Genomic DNA, 23,598 nt, shown 5'->3' on the forward strand with positions numbered 1-23,598 from the left:
CGGCGGTGCCTGGGTCCCGTACACTTCTTCTGGCGACCCGGGCCACCGGGTCGACTTCGCACGCCCCGCCACCGCCCTCAAAAGTCGTGGTAGCGCTCTTCGGTCCCTTGTGGCAGCAGCGCGTCGGGGCGTCAGGACACAACCGAGATTCCAAGGAGATACGGCCATGGCCGTCGTCACGATGCGGGAGCTGCTGGAGAGCGGCGTCCACTTCGGTCACCAGACCCGTCGCTGGAACCCGAAGATGAAGCGCTTCATCTTCACCGAGCGCAACGGCATCTACATCATCGACCTGCTCCAGTCGCTGTCGTACATCGACCGCGCCTACGAGTTCGTCAAGGAGACCGTCGCGCACGGCGGCTCCATCATGTTCGTGGGTACCAAGAAGCAGGCCCAGGAGGCCATCGCCGAGCAGGCGACCCGCGTCGGCATGCCGTACGTCAACCAGCGCTGGCTCGGTGGCATGCTCACCAACTTCTCCACCGTCTACAAGCGCCTTCAGCGTCTGAAGGAGCTCGAGGCGATTGACTTCGAGGACGTCGCCGCGTCCGGTCTGACCAAGAAGGAGCTTCTCGTGCTCTCGCGCGAGAAGGCCAAGCTGGAGAAGACCCTCGGCGGTATCCGCGAGATGCAGAAGGTGCCGAGCGCCGTCTGGATCGTCGACACCAAGAAGGAGCACATCGCCGTCGGTGAGGCGCGCAAGCTCCACATCCCGGTCGTCGCGATCCTCGACACCAACTGCGACCCCGACGAGGTCGACTACAAGATCCCGGGCAACGACGACGCGATCCGCTCCGTCACCCTGCTCACCCGCGTGATCGCCGACGCCGTCGCCGAGGGCCTCATCGCCCGCTCCGGCGCCGCCACCGGCGACCAGAAGCCGGGCGACAAGGCTGCCGGCGAGCCGCTGGCCGAGTGGGAGCGCGACCTGCTCGAGGGCGACAAGAAGGAGGCCTCCGAGGAGGCTCCCGAGGCCGCCGAGAAGCCGGCCGAGGCTGCTGCCGAGGCTCCGGCCGCTGAGGCCGCCGAGGCCCCCGAGGCCGCTGCCGAGGCTCCGGCCGCGGACGCCGAGCAGGCCTGACCTTTCAAGGTTCGGATGACGGCGGGGGCCCACAAAGCCCCCGCCGTCCACCCGTAGATCTTCGTAGATCTTCCAGACTTCGAGAGAGATTCACAGATCATGGCGAACTACACCGCCGCTGACGTCAAGAAGCTCCGCGAGCTCACCGGCGCCGGCATGATGGACTGCAAGAAGGCGCTCGACGAGTCCGACGGCAACGTCGACAAGGCCGTCGAGGCCCTGCGCATCAAGGGCCAGAAGGGCGTCGCCAAGCGCGAGGGCCGCTCCGCCGAGAACGGCGCCGTCGTCTCCCTCATCGCCGGCGACAACACCTCCGGTGTCCTCGTCGAGCTGAAGTGCGAGACGGACTTCGTCGCCAAGGGTGACAAGTTCCAGGCCGTCGCCAACGCGATCGCCGAGCACGTCGCCAAGACCTCCCCGGCCGACATCGAGGCGCTCCTCGCCTCCGAGATCGAGCCCGGCAAGACCGTCCAGGCGTACGTCGACGAGGCCAACGCCAACCTCGGCGAGAAGATCGTCCTGGACCGCTTCGCGCAGTTCGGCGACGGCTTCGTCACCGCGTACATGCACCGCACCATGCCCGACCTGCCCCCGCAGATCGGCGTCCTCGTCGAGCTCGACAAGGAGAACGCCGAGGTCGCGAAGGGCATCGCGCAGCACATCGCCGCGTTCGCCCCGAAGTACCTCTCCAAGGACGACGTCCCGGCCGAGGTCGTCGAGGCCGAGCGCCGCGTCGCCGAGGAGACCACCCGCGCCGAGGGCAAGCCGGAGGCCGCGCTCCCGAAGATCGTCGAGGGTCGCCTCAACGGCTTCTTCAAGGACGCCACCCTCCTGGGCCAGCCGTACGCGCTGGACAACAAGAAGTCCGTCCAGAAGGTCCTGGACGAGGCCGGTGTCACCCTGAAGCGCTTCGCCCGCATCAAGGTCGGCATCTGAGCCGGTACGCGATCGACCGGGCCGCCCAGTAGGGTTGCCCACGTGGACGTCGGCGCGTGAGCGACCGGACGCCCGCAGATCTGACGAGGAGGCCATTGCCGCTAGGGAGAGCAGTTACCCCGGCAATGGCCTTCTTCGTATGTGCACGAGGAGATCTCCATGAATCAGGGCGCCGCACAAGGCGACGACAACCACGGCAAAAAGGCCGGCCGCTTCATGCTGAAGCTGTCCGGTGAGGCGTTCGCCGGCGGAGGCGGCCTCGGCGTCGACCCCGACGTCGTACACGCCATCGCACGCGAGATCGCCGCGGTCGTACGCGACGGCGCGGAGATCGCCGTAGTGATCGGCGGCGGCAACTTCTTCCGCGGCGCCGAGCTCCAGCAGCGCGGCATGGACCGGGCCCGCTCCGACTACATGGGCATGCTCGGTACGGTCATGAACTGCCTCGCCCTCCAGGACTTCCTGGAGAAGGAGGGCATCGACTCCCGCGTCCAGACCGCCATCACCATGGGCCAGGTCGCCGAGCCGTACATCCCGCTCCGCGCCGTCCGTCACCTGGAGAAGGGCCGCGTCGTCATCTTCGGCGCCGGTATGGGCATGCCCTACTTCTCCACCGACACCACCGCCGCGCAGCGCGCCCTGGAGATCGACGCCGAGGCGCTTCTCATGGGCAAGAACGGTGTGGACGGGGTCTACGACTCCGACCCGAAGACCAACCCGGACGCGGTGAAGTTCGACGCGCTGGAGTACGGCGAGGTCCTCTCGCGCGACCTCAAGGTCGCCGACGCCACCGCCATCACCCTCTGCCGCGACAACAACCTCCCGATCCTGGTCTTCGAACTGCTCGCGGCGGGCAATATCGCCCGCGCGGTGAAGGGTGAGAAGATCGGCACTCTCGTGAGCGACCAGGGCACCAGGAACTGACCCACCCTCCCCGGTGCCCTGATCCCGGGGATGGACAAAGCCCTGCCGGTCGGACACCGTGCAGAGCGTAAAGACGCGCCTACTCAAGACACGCAGGAGCAAGTGGTGATCGAAGAGACCCTCCTCGAGGCAGAGGAGAAGATGGAGAAGGCCGTCCTGGTCGCCAAGGAGGACTTCGCCGCGATCCGTACCGGACGGGCGCACCCCGCCATGTTCAACAAGATCGTCGCGGACTACTACGGCGCGACGACCCCGATCAACCAGCTGGCGTCGTTCTCCGTGCCGGAGCCGCGCATGGCCGTGGTGACCCCGTTCGACAAGAGCGCGCTGCGCAACATCGAGCAGGCCATCCGCGACTCGGACCTCGGCGTCAACCCGAGCAACGACGGCAACATCATCCGGGTGGTGTTCCCCGAGCTCACGGAGGAGCGCCGCCGGGAGTACATCAAGGTCGCCAAGGGCAAGGCCGAGGACGCCAAGATCTCGATCCGCTCCGTCCGCCGCAAGGGCAAGGAGACCCTCGACAAGCTCATCAAGGACGGCGAGGTCGGCGAGGACGAGGGCCGCCGCGCCGAGAAGGAGCTCGACGACACCACCGCGAAGTACGTCGCGCAGGTGGACGAGCTGCTCAAGCACAAGGAAGCCGAGCTGCTCGAGGTCTGATGAACGACTCTTCCTGGGGGGCCCCGCCGAAAGGCGGCTACTGGGGTCCGCCCGACCAGGGGCACGCTCCGGGGCCGCGCGCCCCGCAGGCCGCCCCGGCGGGTCCCGCATACGACGGGCATGACGCGGGGCAGACGCGCCCCATGCCCGTCGTACCCGCCGATGTTCCCCCTGGCGCGTACGCCGGAGGACACGTCGGCGGAGACCAGGACGACGACCACCGTGACCGGGGGACCGCTCGGCTGAGCGGTCCCCTGTTCCGTGACGAGATGCCGCAGGAGCCCATGCCCACGCCGCCGTCGGGAGCGACGCAGCCTCCGGAGCAGCCGGGTCAGCCGGGTCAGCCCCACCAGTCTCCGCCGAAGAAGCGGGCCGGGCGCGACCTGCGGGCCGCCATAGGGGTCGGCGTCGGCCTCGGCGCGGTCATCATCGCGTCGCTCTTCATCCTCAAGGACGTGTTCGTCGGCGTCGTCGCGGTCGCCGTCGTGGTCGGGCTGTGGGAGCTGACCTCGCGCCTTCAGGAGCGCAAGTCCATCAAGGCCCCGCTCGTGCCGCTCGCGGTGGGCGGCGTGGCGATGGTCGTCGCCGGGTACGTACGCGGCGCCGAGGGCGCGTGGGTGGCGATGGCGCTGACCGCGCTCGCCGTGCTCGTGTGGCGCATGACGGAACCGCCCGAGGGCTACCTCAAGGACGTCACGGCCGGCCTCTTCGCCGCCTTCTACGTGCCGTTCCTGGCGACCTTCGTGGCGCTGATGCTCACCGCCGACGACGGTTCGTGGCGGGTGCTCACCTTCCTGCTGCTGACCGTGGTCAGCGACACGGGGGCGTACGCGGTCGGCTGGCGCTTCGGCAAGCGGAAGCTCGCGCCGCGCATCAGCCCCGGCAAGACGCGCGAGGGCCTGGTCGGCGCGGTGGCGTTCGCCATGGCGGCGGGCGCGCTGTGCATGGAGTTCGCCATCGACGGCGGCGCCTGGTGGCAGGGCCTGCTGCTGGGCCTCGCGGTCGCGGTGAGCGCCACGCTCGGCGACCTCGGCGAGTCGATGATCAAGCGGGACCTGGGCATCAAGGACATGGGCACCCTGCTGCCGGGCCACGGCGGCATCATGGACCGGCTGGACTCGTTGCTGCCGACGGCGCCGGTGGTGTGGCTGCTGCTGGTGCTGTTCGTGGGCGCCGGCTGACGGTGGCCACGGCGCCACGCGGCGGTAGCCGCAGATAGGCACAGTATGGACCGGCTGGACTCGTTGCTGCCGACGGCGCCGGTGGTGTGGCTGCTGCTGGTGCTGTTCGTGGGCGCCGGCTGACAGGAACAGGCCGAACCGCCGTCCGGTTACCCTGGAAGGGCTCGTCGCATCGGAGCGGCGGGCCCTTTCGGCCCCGTACACCTTCAAGGCGGGGATCATCCGGTGAGGTCACCCGGCTCACGTACCGCGGCCTCGTCTTTACTGAGGAGTACCAGGTCATGCCACGCCCCGCCCCGGGAGAGCTCACCTTCGTCGCCCCCCGCGGGGCCGTGAAGCCGCCGCGGCACCTCGCCGACCTCACGCCCGCCGAGCGCAAGGAAGCCGTGGCCGCGATGGGCGAGAAGCCGTTCCGCGCCAAGCAGCTCTCCCAGCACTACTTCGCGCGGTACGCGCACGACCCCGCCGAGTGGACCGACATCCCGGCCGCCTCGCGCGAGAAGCTCGCCGCCGAGCTGCTGCCCGACCTCATGTCCGTCGTACGGCACATCTCGTGCGACGACGACACCACCCGCAAGACCCTGTGGCGGCTGCACGACGGCACGCTCGTCGAGTCGGTCCTCATGCGCTACCCGGACCGGGTGACCATGTGCATCTCGTCGCAGGCGGGCTGCGGCATGAACTGCCCCTTCTGCGCCACCGGCCAGGCCGGCCTCGACCGGAACCTGTCGACCGCCGAGATCGTGCACCAGATCGTCGACGGCATGCGGGCGCTCAGGGACGGCGAGGTGCCGGGAGGCCCCGCCCGCCTCTCCAACATCGTCTTCATGGGCATGGGCGAGCCGCTCGCCAACTACAAGCGCGTCGTGGGCGCCATCCGGCGGCTGACCGACCCCGAGCCCGACGGCCTCGGCCTGTCGCAGCGCGGCATCACCGTCTCCACCGTCGGCCTCGTGCCCGCGATGCTGCGCTTCGCCGACGAGGGCTTCAAGTGCCGCCTCGCCGTCTCGCTGCACGCGCCCGACGACGAGCTGCGCGACACCCTCGTGCCCGTCAACACCCGCTGGAAGGTCCGCGAGGTGCTGGACGCCGCCTGGGAGTACGCCGAGAAGTCCGGCCGCCGCGTCTCGATCGAGTACGCCCTCATCCGCGACATCAACGACCAGGCCTGGCGCGGCGACCTGCTGGGCCGCCTCCTCAAGGGCAAGCGCGTCCACGTCAACCTCATCCCGCTGAACCCGACCCCCGGCTCGAAGTGGACCGCCTCGCGCCCCGAGGACGAGAAGGCGTTCGTCGAGGCGATCGCCGCCCACGGCGTACCGGTCACCGTCCGGGACACGCGCGGGCAGGAGATCGACGGCGCCTGTGGACAGCTCGCGGCCGCGGAACGCTGACCTTGTAGTCTGAGCTCGAACACATCTGCATATTCCGACAGGGGAGCGCCACAGCGCTGAGAGTGCGGCACCGTCCAGGCCGCAGACCCTCTGAACCTCGCCCAGGTCATTCTGGGTAGGAAGTTCGGTCGTTACTCGAGCTGTTGCGCCCTGCCCGCCGCACGATCGCGGCGGGCGGGGCCGCGTCTCTTCCTGGACACCCCCAGGAGGAATCTCAGTGAGCACCACCAAGAAGATCGCGGTCGGCGCGCTCGCCGCCGCGCTGGGCGTCACGACGCTCACCGCCTGTGGCGGCGAGTCCGCCAAGGACTCCGCCGGCGGCGGGACGAAGTCGAAGACCGTGACGCTCGTCAGCCACGACTCCTTCAACGCCTCCCCGGCCGTGCTGAACGAGTTCACCAGGCAGACCGGCTACACCGTCAAGGTGCTGAAGAGCGGCGACGCCGGCGAGGCCGTCAACAAGGCGATCCTCACCAAGGGCGCCCCGCAGGGCGACGTCTTCTTCGGCGTCGACAACACCCTGCTGTCGCGCGCCCTCGACAACGGCCTCTTCGAGCCGTACGAGGCCAAGGGCCTGGACCGGGTCCCCGGTGACGTCCAGCTCGACAAGGACAAGCACCGCGTCACGCCGGTCGACACCGGCGACATCTGCGTCAACTACGACAAGAAGTACTTCGCGGACAAGAAGCTCGCGCCGCCGCAGTCCTTCGACGACCTCGCCAAGCCGCAGTACAAGAACCTCCTCGTGGTCGAGAACCCGGAGCGGTCCTCGCCCGGCCTCGGCTTCCTGCTCGGCACGGCCGCGCAGTACGGCGACGAGGGCTGGCAGGACTACTGGAAGAAGCTGAAGGCCAACGGCGTCAAGGTCGTCGACAGCTGGGAGCTCGCCTACAACCAGGAGTTCTCCGGCTCCGCCGGCGGCAAGCAGGCCAAGGGCGACCGGCCGCTCGTCGTGTCGTACGCCTCCAGCCCGCCGGTCGAGGTGCTGTACGCCACGCCGCAGCCGGCCGAGGCGCCGACCGGGGTCTCCACCGGCACCTGCTTCCGCCAGATCGAGTTCGCCGGCCTGCTGACGGGCGCGAAGAACCCGGACGGCGGCAAGGCCCTGATCGACTTCCTGATCGGGAAGAAGTTCCAGGACGACATGCCGCTCCAGATGTTCGTGCACCCGGTTGCGAAGGACGCGACGCTGCCGGAGCTGTTCACCCGGCACGGCGTGACGGTCGACAAGCCGCACACCCTGGCCCCCGCCAAGATCGCCGAGAACCGTGACCAGTGGATCAAGTCGTGGTCCTCGCTCGTCCTGAAGTAAGGCGCACGGGCCTGCGGGCGGGGCTCATGGTCCTGCCCGTGGCCTTCTTCGCCCTCTTCTTCGCCTATCCCGTCGCCGCGATCGTCGGCCGGGGCCTGCGGACGGGGGAGGGGGCCTGGGAGGTCGGGCGGCTCGGCGAGGTGCTGGGCCGCCCGGACATCCTGGACGTGCTCTGGTTCACCACCTGGCAGGCGCTCGCCTCCACCGCGCTGACCCTGCTGGTCGCGCTGCCGGGCGCGTACGTCTTCGCCCGCTTCGACTTCCCCGGCAAGCAGGTGCTGCGGGCGGTGGTGACCGTGCCGTTCGTGCTGCCGACCGTCGTCGTCGGCACCGCCTTCCTCGCGCTCGTCGGGCGGGGCGGGCTCCTCGACGAGCTGTGGGGCGTACGGCTGGACACCACGGTGTGGGCGATCCTGCTGGCGCACGTCTTCTTCAACTACGCCGTCGTCGTCCGCACGGTCGGCGGCCTGTGGGCGCAGCTCGACCCGCGCCAGGAGGAGGCCGCGCGGGTGCTCGGCGCCTCCCGCTTCGGGGCGTGGCGGCGGGTGACGCTGCCCGCGCTCGCGCCCGCCGTGGCCGCCGCGGCGCTGATGGTCTTCCTCTTCACGTACACCTCCTTCGGCGTCGTACAGATCCTCGGCGGGCCCGCGTACGCCACGCTGGAGGCGGAGATCTACCGGCAGACCGCCCAGCTGCTCGACCTGGAGACGGCCGCCGTGCTCACCCTGGTGCAGTTCGCGGCCGTGGGCGCCGTCCTCGCCGTGCACGCCTGGACCGTCCGCAGGCGGGAGACCGCGCTGAAGCTGGTGGACGCCGGCCTGACCGCGCGGCGGCCGCGCGGGGCCGGGCAGTGGGCGCTGCTCGCCGCCGTCCTCGTGACGGTCGCGCTGCTGCTCGTGCTGCCGCTCGCGGTGCTCGTGCAGCGCTCCTTCGCCGGGGGGCTCGGCTACTACCGGGCCCTCCAGGACGCCGGCGCGGGCGGCGGGACCTTCCTCGTGCCGCCCGTCGAGGCGATCGGGAACTCGCTCCAGTACGCCCTCGCCGCCACCGCGATCGCGCTGGCCGTCGGGGGGCTCGCGGCCGCGGCGCTCACCCGGCGGGCCGGGCGGCTGGTGCGCGGTTTCGACGCCCTGCTGATGCTGCCGCTCGGCGTGTCCGCCGTCACCGTCGGCTTCGGCTTCCTCATCACGCTGGACGAGCCGCCGCTCGACCTGCGCTCGTCGTGGATCCTGGTGCCGCTGGCCCAGGCCCTGGTCGGCGTGCCCTTCGTCGTACGGACCATGCTGCCGGTGCTGCGGGCCGTGGACGAGCGGCTGCGCGAGGCGGCGGCGGTGCTCGGGGCGTCGCCGTGGCGCGTGTGGCGCGAGGTGGACCTGCCGTTGGTGCGGCGGGCGCTGCTGGTGGCGGCGGGGTTCGCGTTCGCCGTGTCGCTGGGTGAGTTCGGGGCGACCGTCTTCATCGCGCGGCCCGACAACCCGACGCTGCCGGTGGCCGTCGCCCGGCTCCTCGGCCGGCCCGGGGAGCTCAACTACGGACAGGCCATGGCCCTGTCGACGATCCTCATGGTGGTGTGCGCGGTGGCGCTGCTGCTGCTCGAACGAATCCGTGTCAACCGCTCCGGGGAGTTCTGACCATGCTGCGCCTAGACGGCGTGACCGTACGCTTCGGGGCCCGCGCCGCCCTCGACGCGGTGGACCTCGCGGTCGCCGACCACGAGATCGTGTGCGTGCTCGGCCCGAGCGGCAGCGGCAAGTCGACCCTGCTGCGGGTCGTCGCGGGTCTCCAGCCCGTGGACGGCGGCCGGGTGCTGCTGGACGGCGCGGACCAGGCCGGGGTGCCGGTGCACCGGCGCGGCGTCGGGCTGATGTTCCAGGACCACCAGCTCTTCCCGCAGCGGGACGTCGCCGGGAACGTCGCCTTCGGGCTGCGCATGCGCGGCGCCCCGAAGCGGGAGCAGGCCGCGCGCGTGACCGAGCTGCTGGAGCTGGTGGGCCTGCCGGGCGCCGGGCGCCGGGCGGTGGCCGCGCTCTCCGGCGGGGAGCAGCAGCGCGTGGCCCTCGCCCGCGCCCTGGCGCCCAGCCCGCGGCTGCTCATGCTCGACGAGCCGCTGGGGCAGCTGGACCGGGGGCTGCGGGAGCGGCTCGTGGTGGAGCTGCGCCACCTGTTCGGGCGGCTCGGGACGACGGTGCTCGCCGTGACGCACGACCAGGGGGAGGCGTTCGCGCTCGCCGACCGGGTCGTGGTGATGCGCGACGGGCGCGTCGAGCAGAGCGGCACGCCGCTGGAGGTGTGGCGCCGCCCGGCCTCCGAGTTCGTCGCCCGCTTCCTGGGCTTCGACAACGTGGTGGCGGCGACGGTCGCCGGCGAGGCGGCCGACACCGCGTGGGGCAAGGTCCCCGTGCCCGCCGGCGCCCCGCAGGGCGCCGCCCGCCTGCTCGTCCGCCCCGCCGGGGTGCGGCTCGGCGACCCGGCGGACGGCCTGCGCTGCGAGGTCGACGCCCGCACCTTCCGCGGCCACCACGTCGCCGTACGGCTCCGCCCGGAGACCGGCCCGCCGCTGGAGGCGGAGTGCGCCCTGCGCGACGCGCCGGAGGAGGGCGCGGTGGTCGGGGTGACGTTCGCGGCGGACGAGGTCGTGGTGCTGGACTGAGGCGGCGCCGCGTCATTGACGGCCCGTCAGCTCCCTGTCATGGTGGGCGCGGTCCGCACGGTCCGCACGGCACCCGGCGCATGGCGGGAGGGTCCTCATGGACGAGTACGGCGACGCGCCGGCGATGGGGGTCGAGGAGGAGCTCCTCCTCGTCGACGCCGCGACCCTGGCCGCCGCGCCCGGCGCCCCGGCCGTACTGAAGCACTGCGCGAGCGCCCCCGGCGCGGCCGGCCGGTTCTCCGCCGAGATCACCACGCTGCAGGTGGAGACCAAGAGCGCCCCGCACCGCCACGCCCGCGACCTGGGCGGGGAACTGCTCGCCCTGCGGCGCACGGTCGCACGCGCCGCCGGGCGCGAGGGGCTCCGGGTCGTCGCGTCCGGGCTGCCCGTCCTCGGTGACGTCGTCCCGCCGCCCCTCACCGAAGGAGACCGCTTCGCCGAGGGCCTGGCGACCTACCGGGCCCTCCACGACGAGATGTCCATGTGCGCCTTCCAGGTGCACGTCGACATCCCCGGCCTGCCCCGCGCCCTGGACGTCGGCAACCGGCTGCGCCCCTGGCTGCCGGTGCTGCTCGCGATGTCGGCCAACTCCCCGTACTTCGCAGGCCGCGACACCGGTTACGCCTCCTGGCGGGCGCTCGCCTGGGGGCGCTGGCCGGTGGCGGGCCCGCCGCCGTACTTCCACTCGCCCGCGCATTACGAGGAGGTCCTCGGCGCCCTGGCCGAGTCGGGGGCGCTGGTCGATCGCGGAACCGTCTTCTGGGACGTACGCCCCTCGGCGCGGCTGCCCACCCTGGAGGTGCGCGTCGCCGACATGACCGGCACCGCGGCCGAGTCGGCGTTCCTCGCGGCGCTGGTGCGCGCCCTGGTCACGGTGGCGCTGCGGGACGCCGAGCGCGGGGAGCCCGCGCCCGCGCCGTCGGCGGAGGTGCTGCGCGCCGCCTACTGGCGGGCGGCCCGGGACGGGCTGGACGGCATGGGGCTCGACGTGGCCACCGGCAGGGCCGTCCCCGCGCCGCTGCTCGCCGAGCGGATGGTCGCGTACGCCCGACCTGCGCTGGTGCGCCATGGGGACGCCGACCTGGTGGAGACGGGGCTGCGGTGGCTCCTGCGCCACGGCTGCGGGGCCGCGCGGCAGCGCGCCGCGGCCGCCGCGGCGGGTTCGCTCGCCGGTGCCGTGCGGTGGCTGGCCGCGCAGACGGGGGCGGAGGGATTCCCCGATCCGGGCCGCCGTTGACGGGCCCTACGCACAGGACGGTCCCGTGCGCGGGACGGACGGCGTAGGCGTGGCGCAGTGGCCGGTGACCGCCCTGCGCGGCGGCCGCCGCCGGGCGATGATGGCGGCACCATGCGATCCGGAGCGCGGCGGAGGGGGCAGGCGCCGATGGTGACAGCGGACGGGAAGGGCAGGACGGGCGAGCACCACCGCTATGTGGTGCTCGGGGCGGGACCGGCGGGGCTTCAGCTCGGGTGCTTCCTGACGGCGGCCGGCGCCGATCACGTCGTACTGGAACGGGAGGACGCGCCCGGCGGCTTCTTCCGGCGCTACCCCCGCCACCGGCGGCTGATCTCCCTCAACAAGGTGCACACCGTCGAGGAGGACCCGGAGATCCGGCTCCGCTGGGACTGGAACTCGCTGCTGTCCCCCACCGCGCGGCCCCTGTTCCCCGACTACAGCGGCGACTGGTTCCCGCACGCCGACACCATGACCGCATACCTGGAGGACTTCCAGCGCGCCCACGTCCCGCACATACGCTTCGGGGTCGATGTCACGGAGATCCGCCGCGACGGCGGCGGCTTCCGCCTGACCACCGCCGACGGACGCCTCTTCACCTGCGACTGCCTGATCGTCGCCACCGGGTGGGGCGGCCCGTACGTCCCCGCAGTCAAGGGGATCGAGTACGCGCAGGGCTACGAGTCCGCGCCCCTCGACCCCGAGGCGTACCGGGGCAAGCGCGTCCTGATCATCGGCAAGGGCAACTCCGCCTTCGAGACCGCGACCCCCCTCCTCGACCACGCGGCCCTCGTCCACCTCGCCTCCCCGCACCCGACGCGCCTGGCCTGGCACAGCAAGCACCCCGGCGACGTACGCGGACAGTACGGCGCGCTGCTCGACAGTTATTGGTTCAAGACCCTGCACGGGGTCCTGGAATGCGAGATAGACGAGATACGCCCGGTCGGCGACGCGTACCGGGTCGACATCACCTACACCCTCGCCGAGGGGGAGCGCGAGTCGCTGGAGTACGACACCGTCATCCGGTGCACCGGCTTCCGGATGGACGACACGCCCTTCGGCGAGGACTGCCGCCCGGAGCTCGTGGCGTCGGGGCGCTTTCCCGCGACCGGGCCGGACTGGCAGTCGGCCAACGTCGACGGGCTCTACTTCGCCGGCACCCTCGCCCAGGCCCGCGACACCAAGCACGCCGCCTCCCCCTTCATCGACGGCTTCCGCTACAACCTGCGCACCCTGGCACGCCTCCTCGCCGAGCGGTACGACGGTCGCCCGCTGGAGTACGCCGTCGTCGACGCCGGCCCCGACCGCCTCGCCGACACGATGCTGGACCGCGTCAACTGGTCTTCGGCCCTGTGGACCCAGTTCGAGTACCTGGTCGACGTGTTCGTCCTCGACACCGCTGACGGGCGCGTATGCGTACGGCACTACGAGGACCTGCCCGAGGACTACGCCGTGGCCCGCTTCGGCGACCGGGAGCACTTCTACACCCTGGGCCTGCGCTGGGGCCGCCAGGAGCACGCCGACATCTTCGCCATCCGCCGCAGCCCCGTGCCCGAGCGGGCCCACGAGTCGGCGTTCCTCCACCCGGTGATCCGCCGCTACCGGCACGGCGAGATCGCCGCCGAGCGCCACCTGCTGGAGGACCTGCGCGCCCAGTGGCGCCGCCCCGACCGGCACGTGGAGCCGCTGCGGGCCTTCCTGCGGGAGCAGGAGCGGTAGGGCCACCGCCGCGAGGCGGCCCCGCCCGACGGGGGGCGGGGCCGCCTCGCGGTTCACCTAGCTCCGGGACGCCGCCACCTGCTCCGACACCCCCGCCGGTACGGGCGCGTACCCGGCCGGCCGCGTGGTGAAGGTGCCGCGGCCCTGGGTGCGGCCGCGCAGCCGGGACGCGTAACCGAACAGCTCCGCCAGCGGCACGGTCGCCGTGAGCACGGCGGTGCCGGCCCGGGTGGTGGAGCCCGAGACCCGGCCGCGGCGTGCCGCCAGGTCGCCGAGCACACCGCCCACGGCGTCGTCGGGCACGGTCACCGTGACCTCGACGACCGGTTCGAGCAGCGTTACCACGCTCGCGCGCAGCGCCTCACGCAGCGCCAGCCGGCCGGCGGTGCGGAAGGCCATCTCCGACGAGTCCTTGACGTGCGTGGCCCCGTCGGTCAGGGTCACCCGCACGCCGGTCACCGGATGGCCGCCCAGCGGCCCCTCGGCCAGGGCGTCCCGGCAGCCGGCCTCCACAGCCCGGACGTACTCCTGCGGTACGCGCCCGCCGACGACGGCCGACCGGAAGACGAAGTCCTCGTCCCCGCTCTCGTTCTCGCCGTCCGCCGGTTCGACGTCCAGGACGACATGGGCGAACTGGCCCGCGCCGCCGTCCTGTTTGACGTGCCGGTACGTCAGCCCGGACACCCCGCGCACGACCGTCTCCCGATAGGCCACGCGCGGCCGGCCGACCCGGACCTCCAGGCCGTGGGCCCGGCGGACCTTCTCCACCGCCACCTCCAGGTGCAGTTCGCCCATCCCCGACAGCACCGTCTGGCCCGTCTCCGGGTCGGTCCGCACCGTCAGCGACGGGTCCTCCTCGACCAGCCGGGCCAGCGCCGTCGCCAGCCGGTCGGTGTCCAGGCCGCGGCGGGGCTCCACCGCCACCGACACGACCGGGTCCGTCACTGTGGGCGGCTCCAGGACCAGCGGGTCGCCGGGCGCGCACAGGGTGGTCCCGGCGCGGGCGCCCTTCAGCCCCACCACCGCGACGATGTCCCCGGCCGACGCCTGGTCCACCTCGGCGTGCCGGTCGGCCTGCACGCGCAGGATCCGGCCGATCCGCTCCGTACGGCCCGTGCCCATGTCCAGCACCGCGTCCCCCTTCCGTACCGTGCCCGCGTACACGCGCAGGCAGGACAGCCGGCCGGTGGCGGTCGCCTGCACCTTGAAGACCAGCGCGGCGAAGGGCGCCCCGGGGTCGGCGGGCCGCTCCCGCACCGCGCCGTCCAGCGTGCCGCGCACCGGCGGGACGTCCGCGGGCGACGGGAGGTACGCCACGACGGCGTCCAGCAGCGGCTCTACCCCGCGGTCGCGGTACGCCGCACCGCACAGCACCACCACGCCCTCGCCACCGACGGTCAGGTCGCGCAGCGCCGCGGCGAGCGTCCCGTCCGAGACCCCGGACCCGGCGCAGAACTCCTCCAGCGCCGCCGGATGGAGCTCCGCCACGGCCTCCTCCAGCAGCCGGCGGCGCCGGTACGCCTCGTCGCGGAGCGCGTCGGGGACCGGGCCTTCCGCGTACGAGCCGGCGCCTTCCCCTTCCCAGAGCAGCGCGCGCATGCGGACCAGGTCCACCACGCCCGTGAAACCGACCTCGCGGCCGATCGGCAGCTGGACCACCAGCGGGACCGCGCCCAGCCGCTCCCGCAGGGAGGCGACCGCCGTGTCGAGGTCGGCGCCGGCGCGGTCGAGCTTGTTGACGAAGGCGATCCGCGGCACGCCGTGCCGGTCGGCCTGGCGCCACACCGCCTCGCTCTGCGGTTCGACGCCCGCGACGGCGTCGAACACCACGACCGCTCCGTCGAGGACCCGCAGCGATCTGGCCACCTCGTCGGAGAAGTCGACGTGGCCGGGTGTGTCGATGAGGTTGATCCGGTGGCCGTCCCAGACGCAGCCGACCGCCGCGGCGAAGATGGTGATCCCCCGGTCGCGTTCCTGCGGGTCGAAGTCCGTGACGGTCGTCCCGTCGTGGACCTCGCCGCGCTTGTGGGTGGCGCCGGTGGCGTACAGGATCCGTTCGGTGAGGGTGGTCTTCCCGGCGTCGACGTGGGCGAGGATGCCGAGGTTTCGTACGGTACGCATGGGTGTGCGCATGGCCTGGGGCCTTTCGGGTGATCGCGAACAGGGCGGCGCGATTCCCGGGACGGGCGGACCGGGGCACGCCGACGCGGGCGTGCGTCGGCGTGCGGCGGCGAGGGTGAGGTGTCAGATGCTCGTCACGGGCATCCGGTGGCGGCCGCGCAGCCGCCACCGGGCACACGAGGACACCGGGATCACGTCGTACCGCGACCGGGGAACGGCGACGGCGGTGTGGTCACGCACGTCGGGCTCCCTTCGAATGGCCGGTTGGCGCGCCGCGATCGTGTGACGGCGCGTCAGCGAGACTAGCGAGCCCAGTCGGCCCGGAGCATCGGATTTTCCGGCGCGGCTCTCGCCGGCGCGGCTCTCGCCGGCGCGGCTCTATTCGCGGGGTTCACCGGCCGGGAGACCACGGCGCGGGGCCCGCGCCCTCCGTCCAGGCGTCGAGCGCCGCGCGGTCGCAGCAGACGATGCCGCACTGCGCCGCGTACTCCGCGGCCGGTTCGGTGAAGTCGCTGCTCGTCACGAGGGCGGCCACGTCGGCTTCGTGCACCGCGAAGCAGGTGCCGCCGAAGCGCTGGAGGTCCTGCGAGCCGACCTTGTTGCCCGGGCCGTAGTGCTTGCACTGGAGCACCACGCGCCGCCCGTCGGGCGCGGTGGCGACCACGTCGGCGCCGAGGTCGCCCGCGCCGCCGACGACTTCGACGTCCACGCAGCCGTCCCGCACGCAGAGCTCCGCCACGGCCAGCTCGAACGCGTTCGCGTCCATGGCGTCGTAGTCGACGGGGTCCGCGGGAGCCTTCGCGGAGGCGGCCCGGCGGCGGTGGCGCGCCGCGGCCCGGACCAGGACCGCGGCGACCGCCACCAGGCCGAGGGCCGCGAGCACGGCGCCCGGCACGCCCGACGCGTCGTCGGCGGCGGCGCGGGCGATGGTCGCGGTGCCGCAGAGGACGATGCCCACCAGCCCGGCGGCCAGCACGACGTCACGCAGCCGGAGGCGCGGGCGCCGGGAAGGGGCACCGGGGCGGGCGGCGGCCCCGGTGCCCGTGGAAGCCGGGCCCGTGGAGGCCGGCGGGCGAGTGGAGGTCGTCACAGCGGCCTTCCGCTCAGGACCGCGTCAGACGCGGGCGCGGCACATGGCGGCCGCCGCGCGCCTCCGGGTGCCGGTGGGGCGTCCGGCGCCCCTCGGTTATCAGCTCGTCGAAGAGCCGACGGGCTTCGAGCAGTTCGGTACGCAGCTGCTCCGTGCCGGTACTGGCGCTGGTACCGGCGCCGACGCCCTCCGCTGCGCCCGTGGCCCGGCCGCGTACGCGACGGTAGGCGTCGACGCTCCCGGCGTGGTGCACCGACAGGGCGGCCACCTGCTCGTCGTGGGCGTGGTCGGCGGCGGCGGGGAAGCCGCGCTCCTGCGCCAGGCCGTCCAGCAGCGCGCCCGCCTCCACGACCGCTTCGCGCGGCGCGTCCACGAACCGCTTCTGCAGCGCCTCCCAGCGCTCGGTGTACCGCTCGCGCGCCTCCGGTGCGAGCGGCTGGAGCCGCAGCCGGCCGTACCGCTCGACCCGCCCGGCGAGCTCCCGCTCGGCGGCCTCGGTGTCGCCGCCGTGGCGGGCGACGGCCAGGTCGTACTCGGGCCCGAACCGCCGCTTCAGCGCGGGGCCGTCGAGCCCGCGTGACCGGCTCTTCCAGAAGTACAACGCCGCGCCCGCGAGGGCCACCAACACGACGAGGGCGACGACGATCAGGACAGTGGACATGGACTGCCTTCCTCGATCCGCTTGTGCCCAAAGGCTGTTGGTCTCGCAGGTTGCCCCGATTCCGCCCCCGAAACGGCGCCCGGCCCCACCGCCTGCCACGTGCTCCTACGCGGCCGACAGCCGCGCCAGCGCCTCCGGGGCCTCGTCCACCGTGTCCACCAGCGCGATCCGCGCCTCCATCGAGCGCCCGGCGGCCAGCGCCCGCAGCAGGGGCCAGGCCGGCAGGTGGTCCGTCCAGTGCGTGCGGTTCACCAGCACCATGGGGGTCGGCTCCCCGCGCGACTCGTAGTAGTTGGGGGTCGTGCTGTCGAAGATCTCCTGCACGGTGCCGGCCGCGCCGGGCAGGAAGACGACGCCCGCGGTGCAGCGGGCCAGCAGGCCGTCCTCACGCGTGGCGTTGGAGAAGTACTTGGCGATGTGCGCGGCGAACGCGTTCGGCGGCTCGTGCCCGTAGAACCACGTCGGGATGCCCACCGAGTCGCCGCCCCCGGGCCAGCGCGACCGCACCTCGAACGCCGCGCGCGCCCAGTCGCCCACCGACGCGCCGTACGACGGCTCCTTGCCGAGGAGCAGCAGCGCCTCCTCCAGCATGGCGTCCTCGAAGGGGGCGGCGTACGCGCCCAGGTTGGCCGCCTCCATCGCGCCGGGCCCGCCGCCGGTCGCGACCGTCAGCCCGGTGCGGGCGAGGGTGCGGCCGAGGCGCGCGGCACCGGCGTACGCGTCGGTGCCGCGCGCCATGGCGTGGCCGCCCATCACGCCGACGACCCGCGCACCGGCGAGGTGCTCGTCGAGCGCGTCGGAGACCGCGTCGTCGTGCACGGCGCGCAGCATCGAGGCGAAGACGTCCCCGTCCGCCTTGGTCCGCTGGAACCACGCGTACGCGCGGGCGTCGGCCGTCGCCTCGTACCCGTCGCCGTCGAGGCCGGCGTACAGCTCGTCGGGGGAGTACAGCAGGCCGCGGTAGGGGTCGAACGGCAGGTCCGGTACGGGCGGGAAGACGAGCGCACCCTCGGCGCGCACCTTCGCCGCCGCGTCCGGCTCCATCGGGCAGCCGAGGAATATCGCGCCGGTCGCCGGCGCGGCGAGCAGCGCGGACGTACGGTCCGTCAGGTCGACGGACTGGACGCGGTATCCCACGAGGCTGCCGCGCGCGACGACCTCGTCGAACTCCCGCAGGGTCTCGATCTCACGGTCGTGGCCGTGCCGGTGAGTGTGTGCCATGCGGCCACGATAGGCGTCACCGAGCCGGTCGGCCGGACCTGTGGAAAACCACCTCCGGGTGCTCCGCCGACGGGCCGTCCAGCAGGGGCCGCACCGCGCCCTTGAGGTGGAGGTCGAAGAAGGCCGTCACGTAGCGGCGGGTGATCGCCTGCGAGCGGTCGCCCGACAGCGGCTCGTCCGGTGGAAGGAGCCCGAGCTGATCGGCGAGGACGGGTACGTCGGTGAAGGTGTAGTGCCCGGAACCGGTCACCGTCAGCCAGCGCTTCCAGCCGTCGAGGCGCGGCCAGCTCTCCACCCACGAGTCGTGGCTCTTCTCGGTGCCCATGACCATGAAGGGCCGGCCGCCGAGACCGTCGTCGGGCACCGCGCCGTAGAAGCCGCCGTCCAGGTTGGCCCCCGCCCGTACGCGCGGGTCGCGCGCCATGGTGGCGGCGGCGGAGGCGCCGCCGACGGAGTGGCCCGCCATGCCGATCCGCGTGCGGTCGATCAGGCGCGCGTGCCGCCAGGCCGGGTGCCGACCGGTGAGCCGGTCGATCAGGAACGAGACGTCCAGGGCGCGGGCGCGCGGAACCGCCTCCATGCCGACCTCCCGCACCGTGGCGCAGGCGACGCAGGTGAGGAGCCGGTCGCCCGGGAACGCGGTGCCCACCGACTCGTGGGCGTGGTCGACGGCGGCGACGACGTACCCCCGGCTCGCCAGGTCCTCGGCGAGCAGCGTGAGGGTCGCGCGGTGTGCGGTGAAGCCGGGCGACAGGACGACCAGGGGGAAGGCGCCGCGTACGGGGGCCGCGCCCGGGCGGGCGTACGTACGGGTGGAGCCGAGGGTCTCGGCGGGCACCTTGCCGGTCAGCTTGCGGTCCGCCAGGAAGGCCCGCGCCTCCTCGGTGGTCATGTACGGCGCCGTCGGGCCCCGCCCGGGGCGGGCCGGGTAGTACAGCGAGACCATCAGCTCCCGGGCCCCGGACTCGGGCACCCACGGGTCGGGGCGGCCCGAGTCCACCAGGTGCAGGGTGTCGCGCCCCACGGCCAGCGGCCCGGTGGGGCGGGGCAGTTCGAGGCGTACGCGGTCGCCCACGGCGGGCGAGGCGACGGCGTGGGGCGGCGTGGCGGGCGCGGGTAACGCCTGGGCCGTGCCGGCGCCGAGGGCGAGGAGGGACAGGCCGATCAGGGCGGCGGTGGCGCCGCGGGGCAGTCGGTTCATGCGGATCACGCTAGGCAGCGGGCGCCGCGGCCACCTCCTCCGGCGAGCCCGTCCCTCGGTCCGTCCTGGGACGGACCGCAGGCCCCCCGTCGTTCCGGGGACGGACGGCCCCCTACGACCGGGGCGCGGGCTCAGGCAGGGGAGCCGAGCGCCTCACCGGCGCAGCGGGAGCGCCGCCAGCTCCGCGACGGCCCACGTCAGCGGTGCGAACACCACCAGCAGCACCAGTGCGCGCAGGCCCGCGGCCGTGCGCAGCAGGGCGCGCGAGGCACCCAGGCGCAGCAGCGCGTCCTTGGTGTCGACACGGGTCTGGCGGGACTCCAGCGCCGCCGTGAGCAGGGTGGCCGCGGTGCAGCCGAGGACGAGGCTCGCGCCCAGTCCGGTCAGGGGGCCGAAGGGGCGCACGCCCCCGTCGCCGTAGAGCATCGTCGCGGTGAGGGTGGCGGACGCCACGGCGCAGGCCACGCCCAGCGGCCGCCCGATGCGCCGGGCCTCCGCCATCAGGGCCCGCCCGGCCAGCAGTCGCGTGGCGCCCGGCCGCAGCGCCTGCAGGGCCCGCCCGCACAGGTGGGCGACGCCCGGCCCGGTGAGGGCCAGGCCCACGGCGGTGAGCACCCACCCGGCCAGCACGCCGCGGGGAGGCACCACCGCCTCGGCGGAGGCGCCGCGCGCCGCGTACGTCCCGAGGGCGAGGCCGACCGCCATCAGGGCCACGCCCCACGGCAGGTCGGCCGGGGTGGTCAGGGGGCGGCGCGCGGCCGGCTCCTCGCGCTCCCGCGGGGCGGCCCCGTCCCGCGGGAGGGGCGTGCGGCGCGGGCGCAGCGCCAGGGCCGCCGCCACGGAGGCGGTCAGCGGGACGACGGCGAGCAGGGTGAGCGCGCCCGCCAGAGGCAGCGGCTGTCCGGCCGCCAGCAGCTCGGACGCCGCCCCGTCGAACGGCAGGCCCGTGAGGTCGCCGCGCAGGTGCAGGAAGACCAGCAGGGCGACCGCCGAGCCGAGCGCGCTGGACACGGCGGTCGACGCGGCGGCGAGCGCGGTCATGCGCGCGGGGCCGAGCCCGATCGCCGACAGGCCCGGCCGCGGCCGCGTACCGGGGTCCGTACGGGCCACGGCGACGGCGAGGTGCACGGTCGCCGCCAGCGGCAGCGCGCACCACAGCAGGCGCCGCAGGGCGGCGGCGGACTCGCCGGGGTGGCCGACGGCGTACCCCAGCGCGCACAGCAGCAGGAAGCCGACCCCGGCCGAGGCGGCCGCGACGAGCAGCCTGCGGAGCAGGACCAGGGGGTGGGCGCCCAGGGCTAGACGGAGAGCGAGCACGCGTCGCGCCCCTCCGCGTCGTGGAGCCGTACGGCGTCGGCGTTGACGCGCCGCCCGTCGAGGAGGTGGAGGGTGCGGTCGGCGACGGCGGCCACGTCCGCGTCGTGCGTGGCGAGGATCACGGTGATCCGGTGCGAGCGGGCGGCGGCGGTCAGCGTCCGCAGCACCTGCGCCCGGTCGGCGCGGTGCAGGGGCGCGGTGGGCTCGTCGGCGAAGAGCACCGTCGGCATGGGCACCAGGGCACGGGCGACGGCGACGCGCTGGCGCTGTGCCTGGGTCAGCGCGGTGGGGCGCTTGCGGGCGCAGTCGCCGATGTCGAGCCGCTCCAGCCACTCCATGGCGGCGGCCTTGGCGGCGCGGTGCGAGGAGCCGCGCAGCAACAGCGGCAGGGCGGCGTTCTCCCAGGCCCGCAGCTCGGGGAGGAGGGTGGGGTGCGGGTCGATCCACCCGAGCCGTTCGCGGCGCAGCCGCTCGCGCTGGAGGGCGTTCATGGTGTGGACGGGGGCGCTGTTGAACCAGACCTCGCCGTCCTGGGGGACGAGCTGGCCGGAGAGGCAGCGCAGCAGTGTCGTTTTGCCACACCCCCGGGGGCCCGTCACGGCGAGGATCTCGCCCTCGCGCACACCGAGCGAGACACCGCTGAGGGCGGGGGAGCCGCTGTGGGTGTGGTGGAGGGAACGTGCCCAGAGCACGTCGTTGTCCGGCGGGGCCACCATGGCGTACACCTCGGTCTCAGCTCGTATCGGATTCCCCCGTACGGGGGAACGAAGGTCAGGCCGATCGGTCACTGCGCACCGTAGGAATACATGACCGGGCGTACGAAAAGCACACGGCCCGGGTCGCCCACATCACTCGGATGGGGCAAACCCGGGCCGCGTTCAGCCTACGATCGGACGATCAAGGACCGTGAGGGCGGTCCCGGAACGTTTCTGCGATCAGAGCTTCGTCCAGGCCTCGGTGAGGGTGGCCCGGAGGATCTGCTCGATCTCGTCGAACGTGGACTGGTTCGAGATCAGCGGCGGAGCCAGCTGGATGACCGGGTCGCCACGGTCGTCGGCACGGCAGTACAGGCCGTTGTCGAACAGCGCCTTGGAGAGGAAGCCGTACAGGACGCGCTCGGTCTCGTCGTCGTTGAACGACTCCTTGGTGACCTTGTCCTTGACGAGCTCGATGCCGTAGAAGAAGCCGTTGCCGCGGACGTCGCCGACGATCGGCAGGTCGTGCAGCTTCTGCAGGGTCGACAGGAAGTTGCCCTCGTTGTCGAGCACGTGCTGGTTCAGCTTCTCGCTCTCGAAGATGTCGAGGTTGGCGAGGCCGACGGCCGCGGAGACCGGGTGGCCGCCGAAGGTGTAGCCGTGCAGGAAGGTGTTGTCGCCCTTGTAGAACGGCTCGGCCAGGCGGTCCGACACGATGCAGGCACCGATCGGGGAGTAGCCCGAGGTCATGCCCTTGGCACAGGTGATCATGTCCGGCACGTAGCCGAACTTGTCACAGGCGAAGGTCGTGCCGAGGCGGCCGAAGGCGCAGATGACCTCGTCGGAGACGAGCAGCACGTCGTACTGGTCGCAGATCTCGCGGACCCGCTGGAAGTACCCGGGCGGCGGCGGGAAGCAGCCACCGGCGTTCTGCACCGGCTCCAGGAAGACGGCCGCGACGGTGTCGGGGCCCTCGAAAAGGATCTGCTGCTCGATCTGGTCGGCGGCCCAGCGGCCGAAGGCCTCCGGGTCGTCACCGAAGAGCGGCGCGCGGTAGATGTTGGTGTTCGGCACCTTGTGCGCGCCGGGGACCAGCGGCTCGAAGGGGGCCTTCAGGCCCGGCAGGCCGGTGATCGACAGGGCGCCCTGCGGGGTGCCGTGGTAGGCGACCGCGCGGGAGATGACCTTGTACTTGGTCGGCTTGCCGACCAGCTTGAAGTACTGCTTGGCGAGCTTCCAGGCGGTCTCGACCGCCTCGCCGCCACCGGTGGTGAAGAAGACCTTGTTGAGGTCGCCCGGGGCTTCGTTGGCGAGGCGCTCGGCCAGCTCGACGGCCTTCGGGTGGGCGTAGGACCACACCGGGAAGAAGGCGAGCTCCTGGGCCTGCTTGGCGGCGACCTCGGCGAGCTCCTTGCGGCCGTGGCCGGCCTGGACCACGAACAGGCCGGCGAGGCCGTCGAGGTAGCGCTTGCCCTTGTCGTCGTAGATGTAGGTGCCCTCACCGCGGACGATGGTGGGGACGGGGCTGTTCTCGTACGACGACATGCGGGTGAAGTGCATCCACAGGTGGTCGTAGGCGGTCTTGGAGAGGTCCTTGCTCACGGCTATCGGGTTCCCCACATATAGGTCTGCTTCTTGAGCTTGAGGTAGACGAAGCTCTCGGTGGAGCGCACGCCGGGGAGTGTGCGGATGCGCCTGTTGATCACATCCAGCAGGTGGTCGTCGTCCTCGCAGACGATCTCCACCATGAGGTCGAACGAGCCCGCGGTCATCACCACGTACTCGCACTCGGCCATGGCCGTCACGGCGTCCGCGACCTGCTCCACGTCGCCCTCGACGTTGATGCCGACCATCGCCTGCCGCCGGAAGCCCACGGTGAGCGGGTCGGTGACGGCGACGATCTGCATGACGCCTTGGTCGAGGAGCTTCTGGACGCGCTGGCGCACGGCCGCCTCGGAGAGGCCCACGGCCTTGCCGATGGCGGCGTACGGACGGCGTCCGTCCTCCTGGAGCTGTTCGATGATCGCCAGGGACACGGCATCGATCGCGGGGGACGATCCATTCCCGGTCCTGGTCTCTGCGCTTCGACTGGCCACGCATCCACTGTGCACCGAGTCTCGTCACTCGCGCAAGCCAAGAACGAGGAAATTCGTTGTTCTGGTGATCGAATACCACTGAATCCGAAGTTCTAGAGCGTC

20 protein-coding genes are annotated in these 23,598 nt (G+C 72.8%); 11 read left to right on the forward strand and 9 right to left on the reverse strand.

The annotated features are described in order from the left end of the window. Positions 1-166: 166 nt before the first annotated feature. From rpsB to ACZ42X_RS07685, 11 genes are all read left to right on the forward strand, one after another. A complete protein-coding gene (gene rpsB / locus ACZ42X_RS07635; protein ID WP_468285330.1) occupies positions 167-1,081 on the forward strand; it encodes a 30S ribosomal protein S2 in 915 nt (304 codons plus the stop codon). Positions 1,082-1,180: 99 nt separating this feature from the next. Continuing rightward, on the forward strand, positions 1,181-2,017 hold the full coding sequence (gene tsf, locus ACZ42X_RS07640) for a translation elongation factor Ts (protein WP_468285332.1): 837 nt from the start codon (positions 1,181-1,183) through the stop codon (positions 2,015-2,017). 159 nt (positions 2,018-2,176) lie between these two features. Further along, positions 2,177-2,941: a UMP kinase gene (pyrH, locus tag ACZ42X_RS07645; protein WP_355356225.1), complete on the forward strand. Its 765-nt coding sequence runs from the start codon at positions 2,177-2,179 to the stop codon at positions 2,939-2,941. Positions 2,942-3,046: 105 nt separating this feature from the next. After that, positions 3,047-3,604, forward strand: coding sequence for a ribosome recycling factor (gene frr / locus ACZ42X_RS07650; protein ID WP_468285335.1), 558 nt, complete (start codon positions 3,047-3,049; stop codon positions 3,602-3,604). Next, positions 3,604-4,785, forward strand: a complete 1,182-nt coding sequence (locus ACZ42X_RS07655) for a phosphatidate cytidylyltransferase (protein ID WP_468285338.1) — start codon at positions 3,604-3,606, stop codon at positions 4,783-4,785. Before frr ends, ACZ42X_RS07655 begins: the two co-directional genes overlap by 1 nt. A 281-nt stretch (positions 4,786-5,066) precedes the next feature. Further along, positions 5,067-6,179, forward strand: coding sequence for a dual-specificity RNA methyltransferase RlmN (gene rlmN / locus ACZ42X_RS07660; protein ID WP_468285341.1), 1,113 nt, complete (start codon positions 5,067-5,069; stop codon positions 6,177-6,179). Positions 6,180-6,396: 217 nt separating this feature from the next. After that, positions 6,397-7,491, forward strand: coding sequence for a thiamine ABC transporter substrate-binding protein (locus ACZ42X_RS07665; protein WP_468285343.1), 1,095 nt, complete (start codon positions 6,397-6,399; stop codon positions 7,489-7,491). Positions 7,492-7,502: 11 nt separating this feature from the next. Beyond that, on the forward strand, positions 7,503-9,122 hold the full coding sequence (locus ACZ42X_RS07670; RefSeq protein ID WP_468285682.1) for an ABC transporter permease: 1,620 nt from the start codon (positions 7,503-7,505) through the stop codon (positions 9,120-9,122). A gap of 2 nt (positions 9,123-9,124) precedes the next feature. After that, complete coding sequence (locus tag ACZ42X_RS07675; protein ID WP_468285346.1) at positions 9,125-10,141, forward strand: ABC transporter ATP-binding protein; 1,017 nt, start codon at positions 9,125-9,127, stop codon at positions 10,139-10,141. Between the two features lie 97 nt (positions 10,142-10,238). Further along, positions 10,239-11,378 carry a carboxylate-amine ligase gene (locus ACZ42X_RS07680; protein WP_468285349.1) on the forward strand — a complete coding sequence of 380 codons (1,140 nt, stop codon included), beginning with the start codon at positions 10,239-10,241 and terminating at the stop codon, positions 11,376-11,378. Between the two features lie 147 nt (positions 11,379-11,525). Next, positions 11,526-13,094, forward strand: coding sequence for an NAD(P)-binding domain-containing protein (locus ACZ42X_RS07685; RefSeq protein WP_468285352.1), 1,569 nt, complete (start codon positions 11,526-11,528; stop codon positions 13,092-13,094). A 57-nt stretch (positions 13,095-13,151) separates the two neighbouring features. Here ACZ42X_RS07685 and fusA read toward each other — a convergent pair whose 3' ends face one another. The 9 genes from fusA to ACZ42X_RS07730 form a co-directional block, all read right to left on the reverse strand. Beyond that, on the reverse strand, positions 13,152-15,215 hold the full coding sequence (gene fusA, locus ACZ42X_RS07690; RefSeq protein ID WP_468285354.1) for an elongation factor G: 2,064 nt from the start codon (positions 15,213-15,215) through the stop codon (positions 13,152-13,154). A gap of 391 nt (positions 15,216-15,606) precedes the next feature. Beyond that, on the reverse strand, positions 15,607-16,305 hold the full coding sequence (locus tag ACZ42X_RS07695) for a restriction endonuclease (RefSeq protein ID WP_468285357.1): 699 nt from the start codon (positions 16,303-16,305) through the stop codon (positions 15,607-15,609). Between the two features lie 13 nt (positions 16,306-16,318). Then, positions 16,319-16,966, reverse strand: coding sequence for a hypothetical protein (locus tag ACZ42X_RS07700; protein ID WP_468285360.1), 648 nt, complete (start codon positions 16,964-16,966; stop codon positions 16,319-16,321). Positions 16,967-17,071: 105 nt separating this feature from the next. Then, positions 17,072-18,187, reverse strand: a complete 1,116-nt coding sequence (locus ACZ42X_RS07705; protein WP_468285363.1) for an LOG family protein — start codon at positions 18,185-18,187, stop codon at positions 17,072-17,074. Between the two features lie 16 nt (positions 18,188-18,203). Next, entirely contained in the window at positions 18,204-19,388 is a 1,185-nt protein-coding gene (locus ACZ42X_RS07710) for an alpha/beta hydrolase family protein (RefSeq protein ID WP_468285365.1), read from the reverse strand. A gap of 153 nt (positions 19,389-19,541) precedes the next feature. Further along, positions 19,542-20,705, reverse strand: coding sequence for a hypothetical protein (locus tag ACZ42X_RS07715; RefSeq protein WP_468285368.1), 1,164 nt, complete (start codon positions 20,703-20,705; stop codon positions 19,542-19,544). Continuing rightward, positions 20,687-21,421: an ABC transporter ATP-binding protein gene (locus ACZ42X_RS07720; protein ID WP_468285371.1), complete on the reverse strand. Its 735-nt coding sequence runs from the start codon at positions 21,419-21,421 to the stop codon at positions 20,687-20,689. The genes ACZ42X_RS07715 and ACZ42X_RS07720 overlap by 19 nt, the downstream gene beginning before the upstream one ends. Positions 21,422-21,640: 219 nt before the next feature. Further along, a complete protein-coding gene (locus ACZ42X_RS07725; RefSeq protein WP_361428016.1) occupies positions 21,641-23,020 on the reverse strand; it encodes an aspartate aminotransferase family protein in 1,380 nt (459 codons plus the stop codon). Then, on the reverse strand, positions 23,005-23,511 hold the full coding sequence (locus ACZ42X_RS07730; protein WP_355356189.1) for an Lrp/AsnC family transcriptional regulator: 507 nt from the start codon (positions 23,509-23,511) through the stop codon (positions 23,005-23,007). Before ACZ42X_RS07730 ends, ACZ42X_RS07725 begins: the two co-directional genes overlap by 16 nt. Between the last annotated feature and the right edge of the window lie 87 nt (positions 23,512-23,598).

Source organism: Streptomyces sp. NPDC030862 (assembly GCF_055571835.1).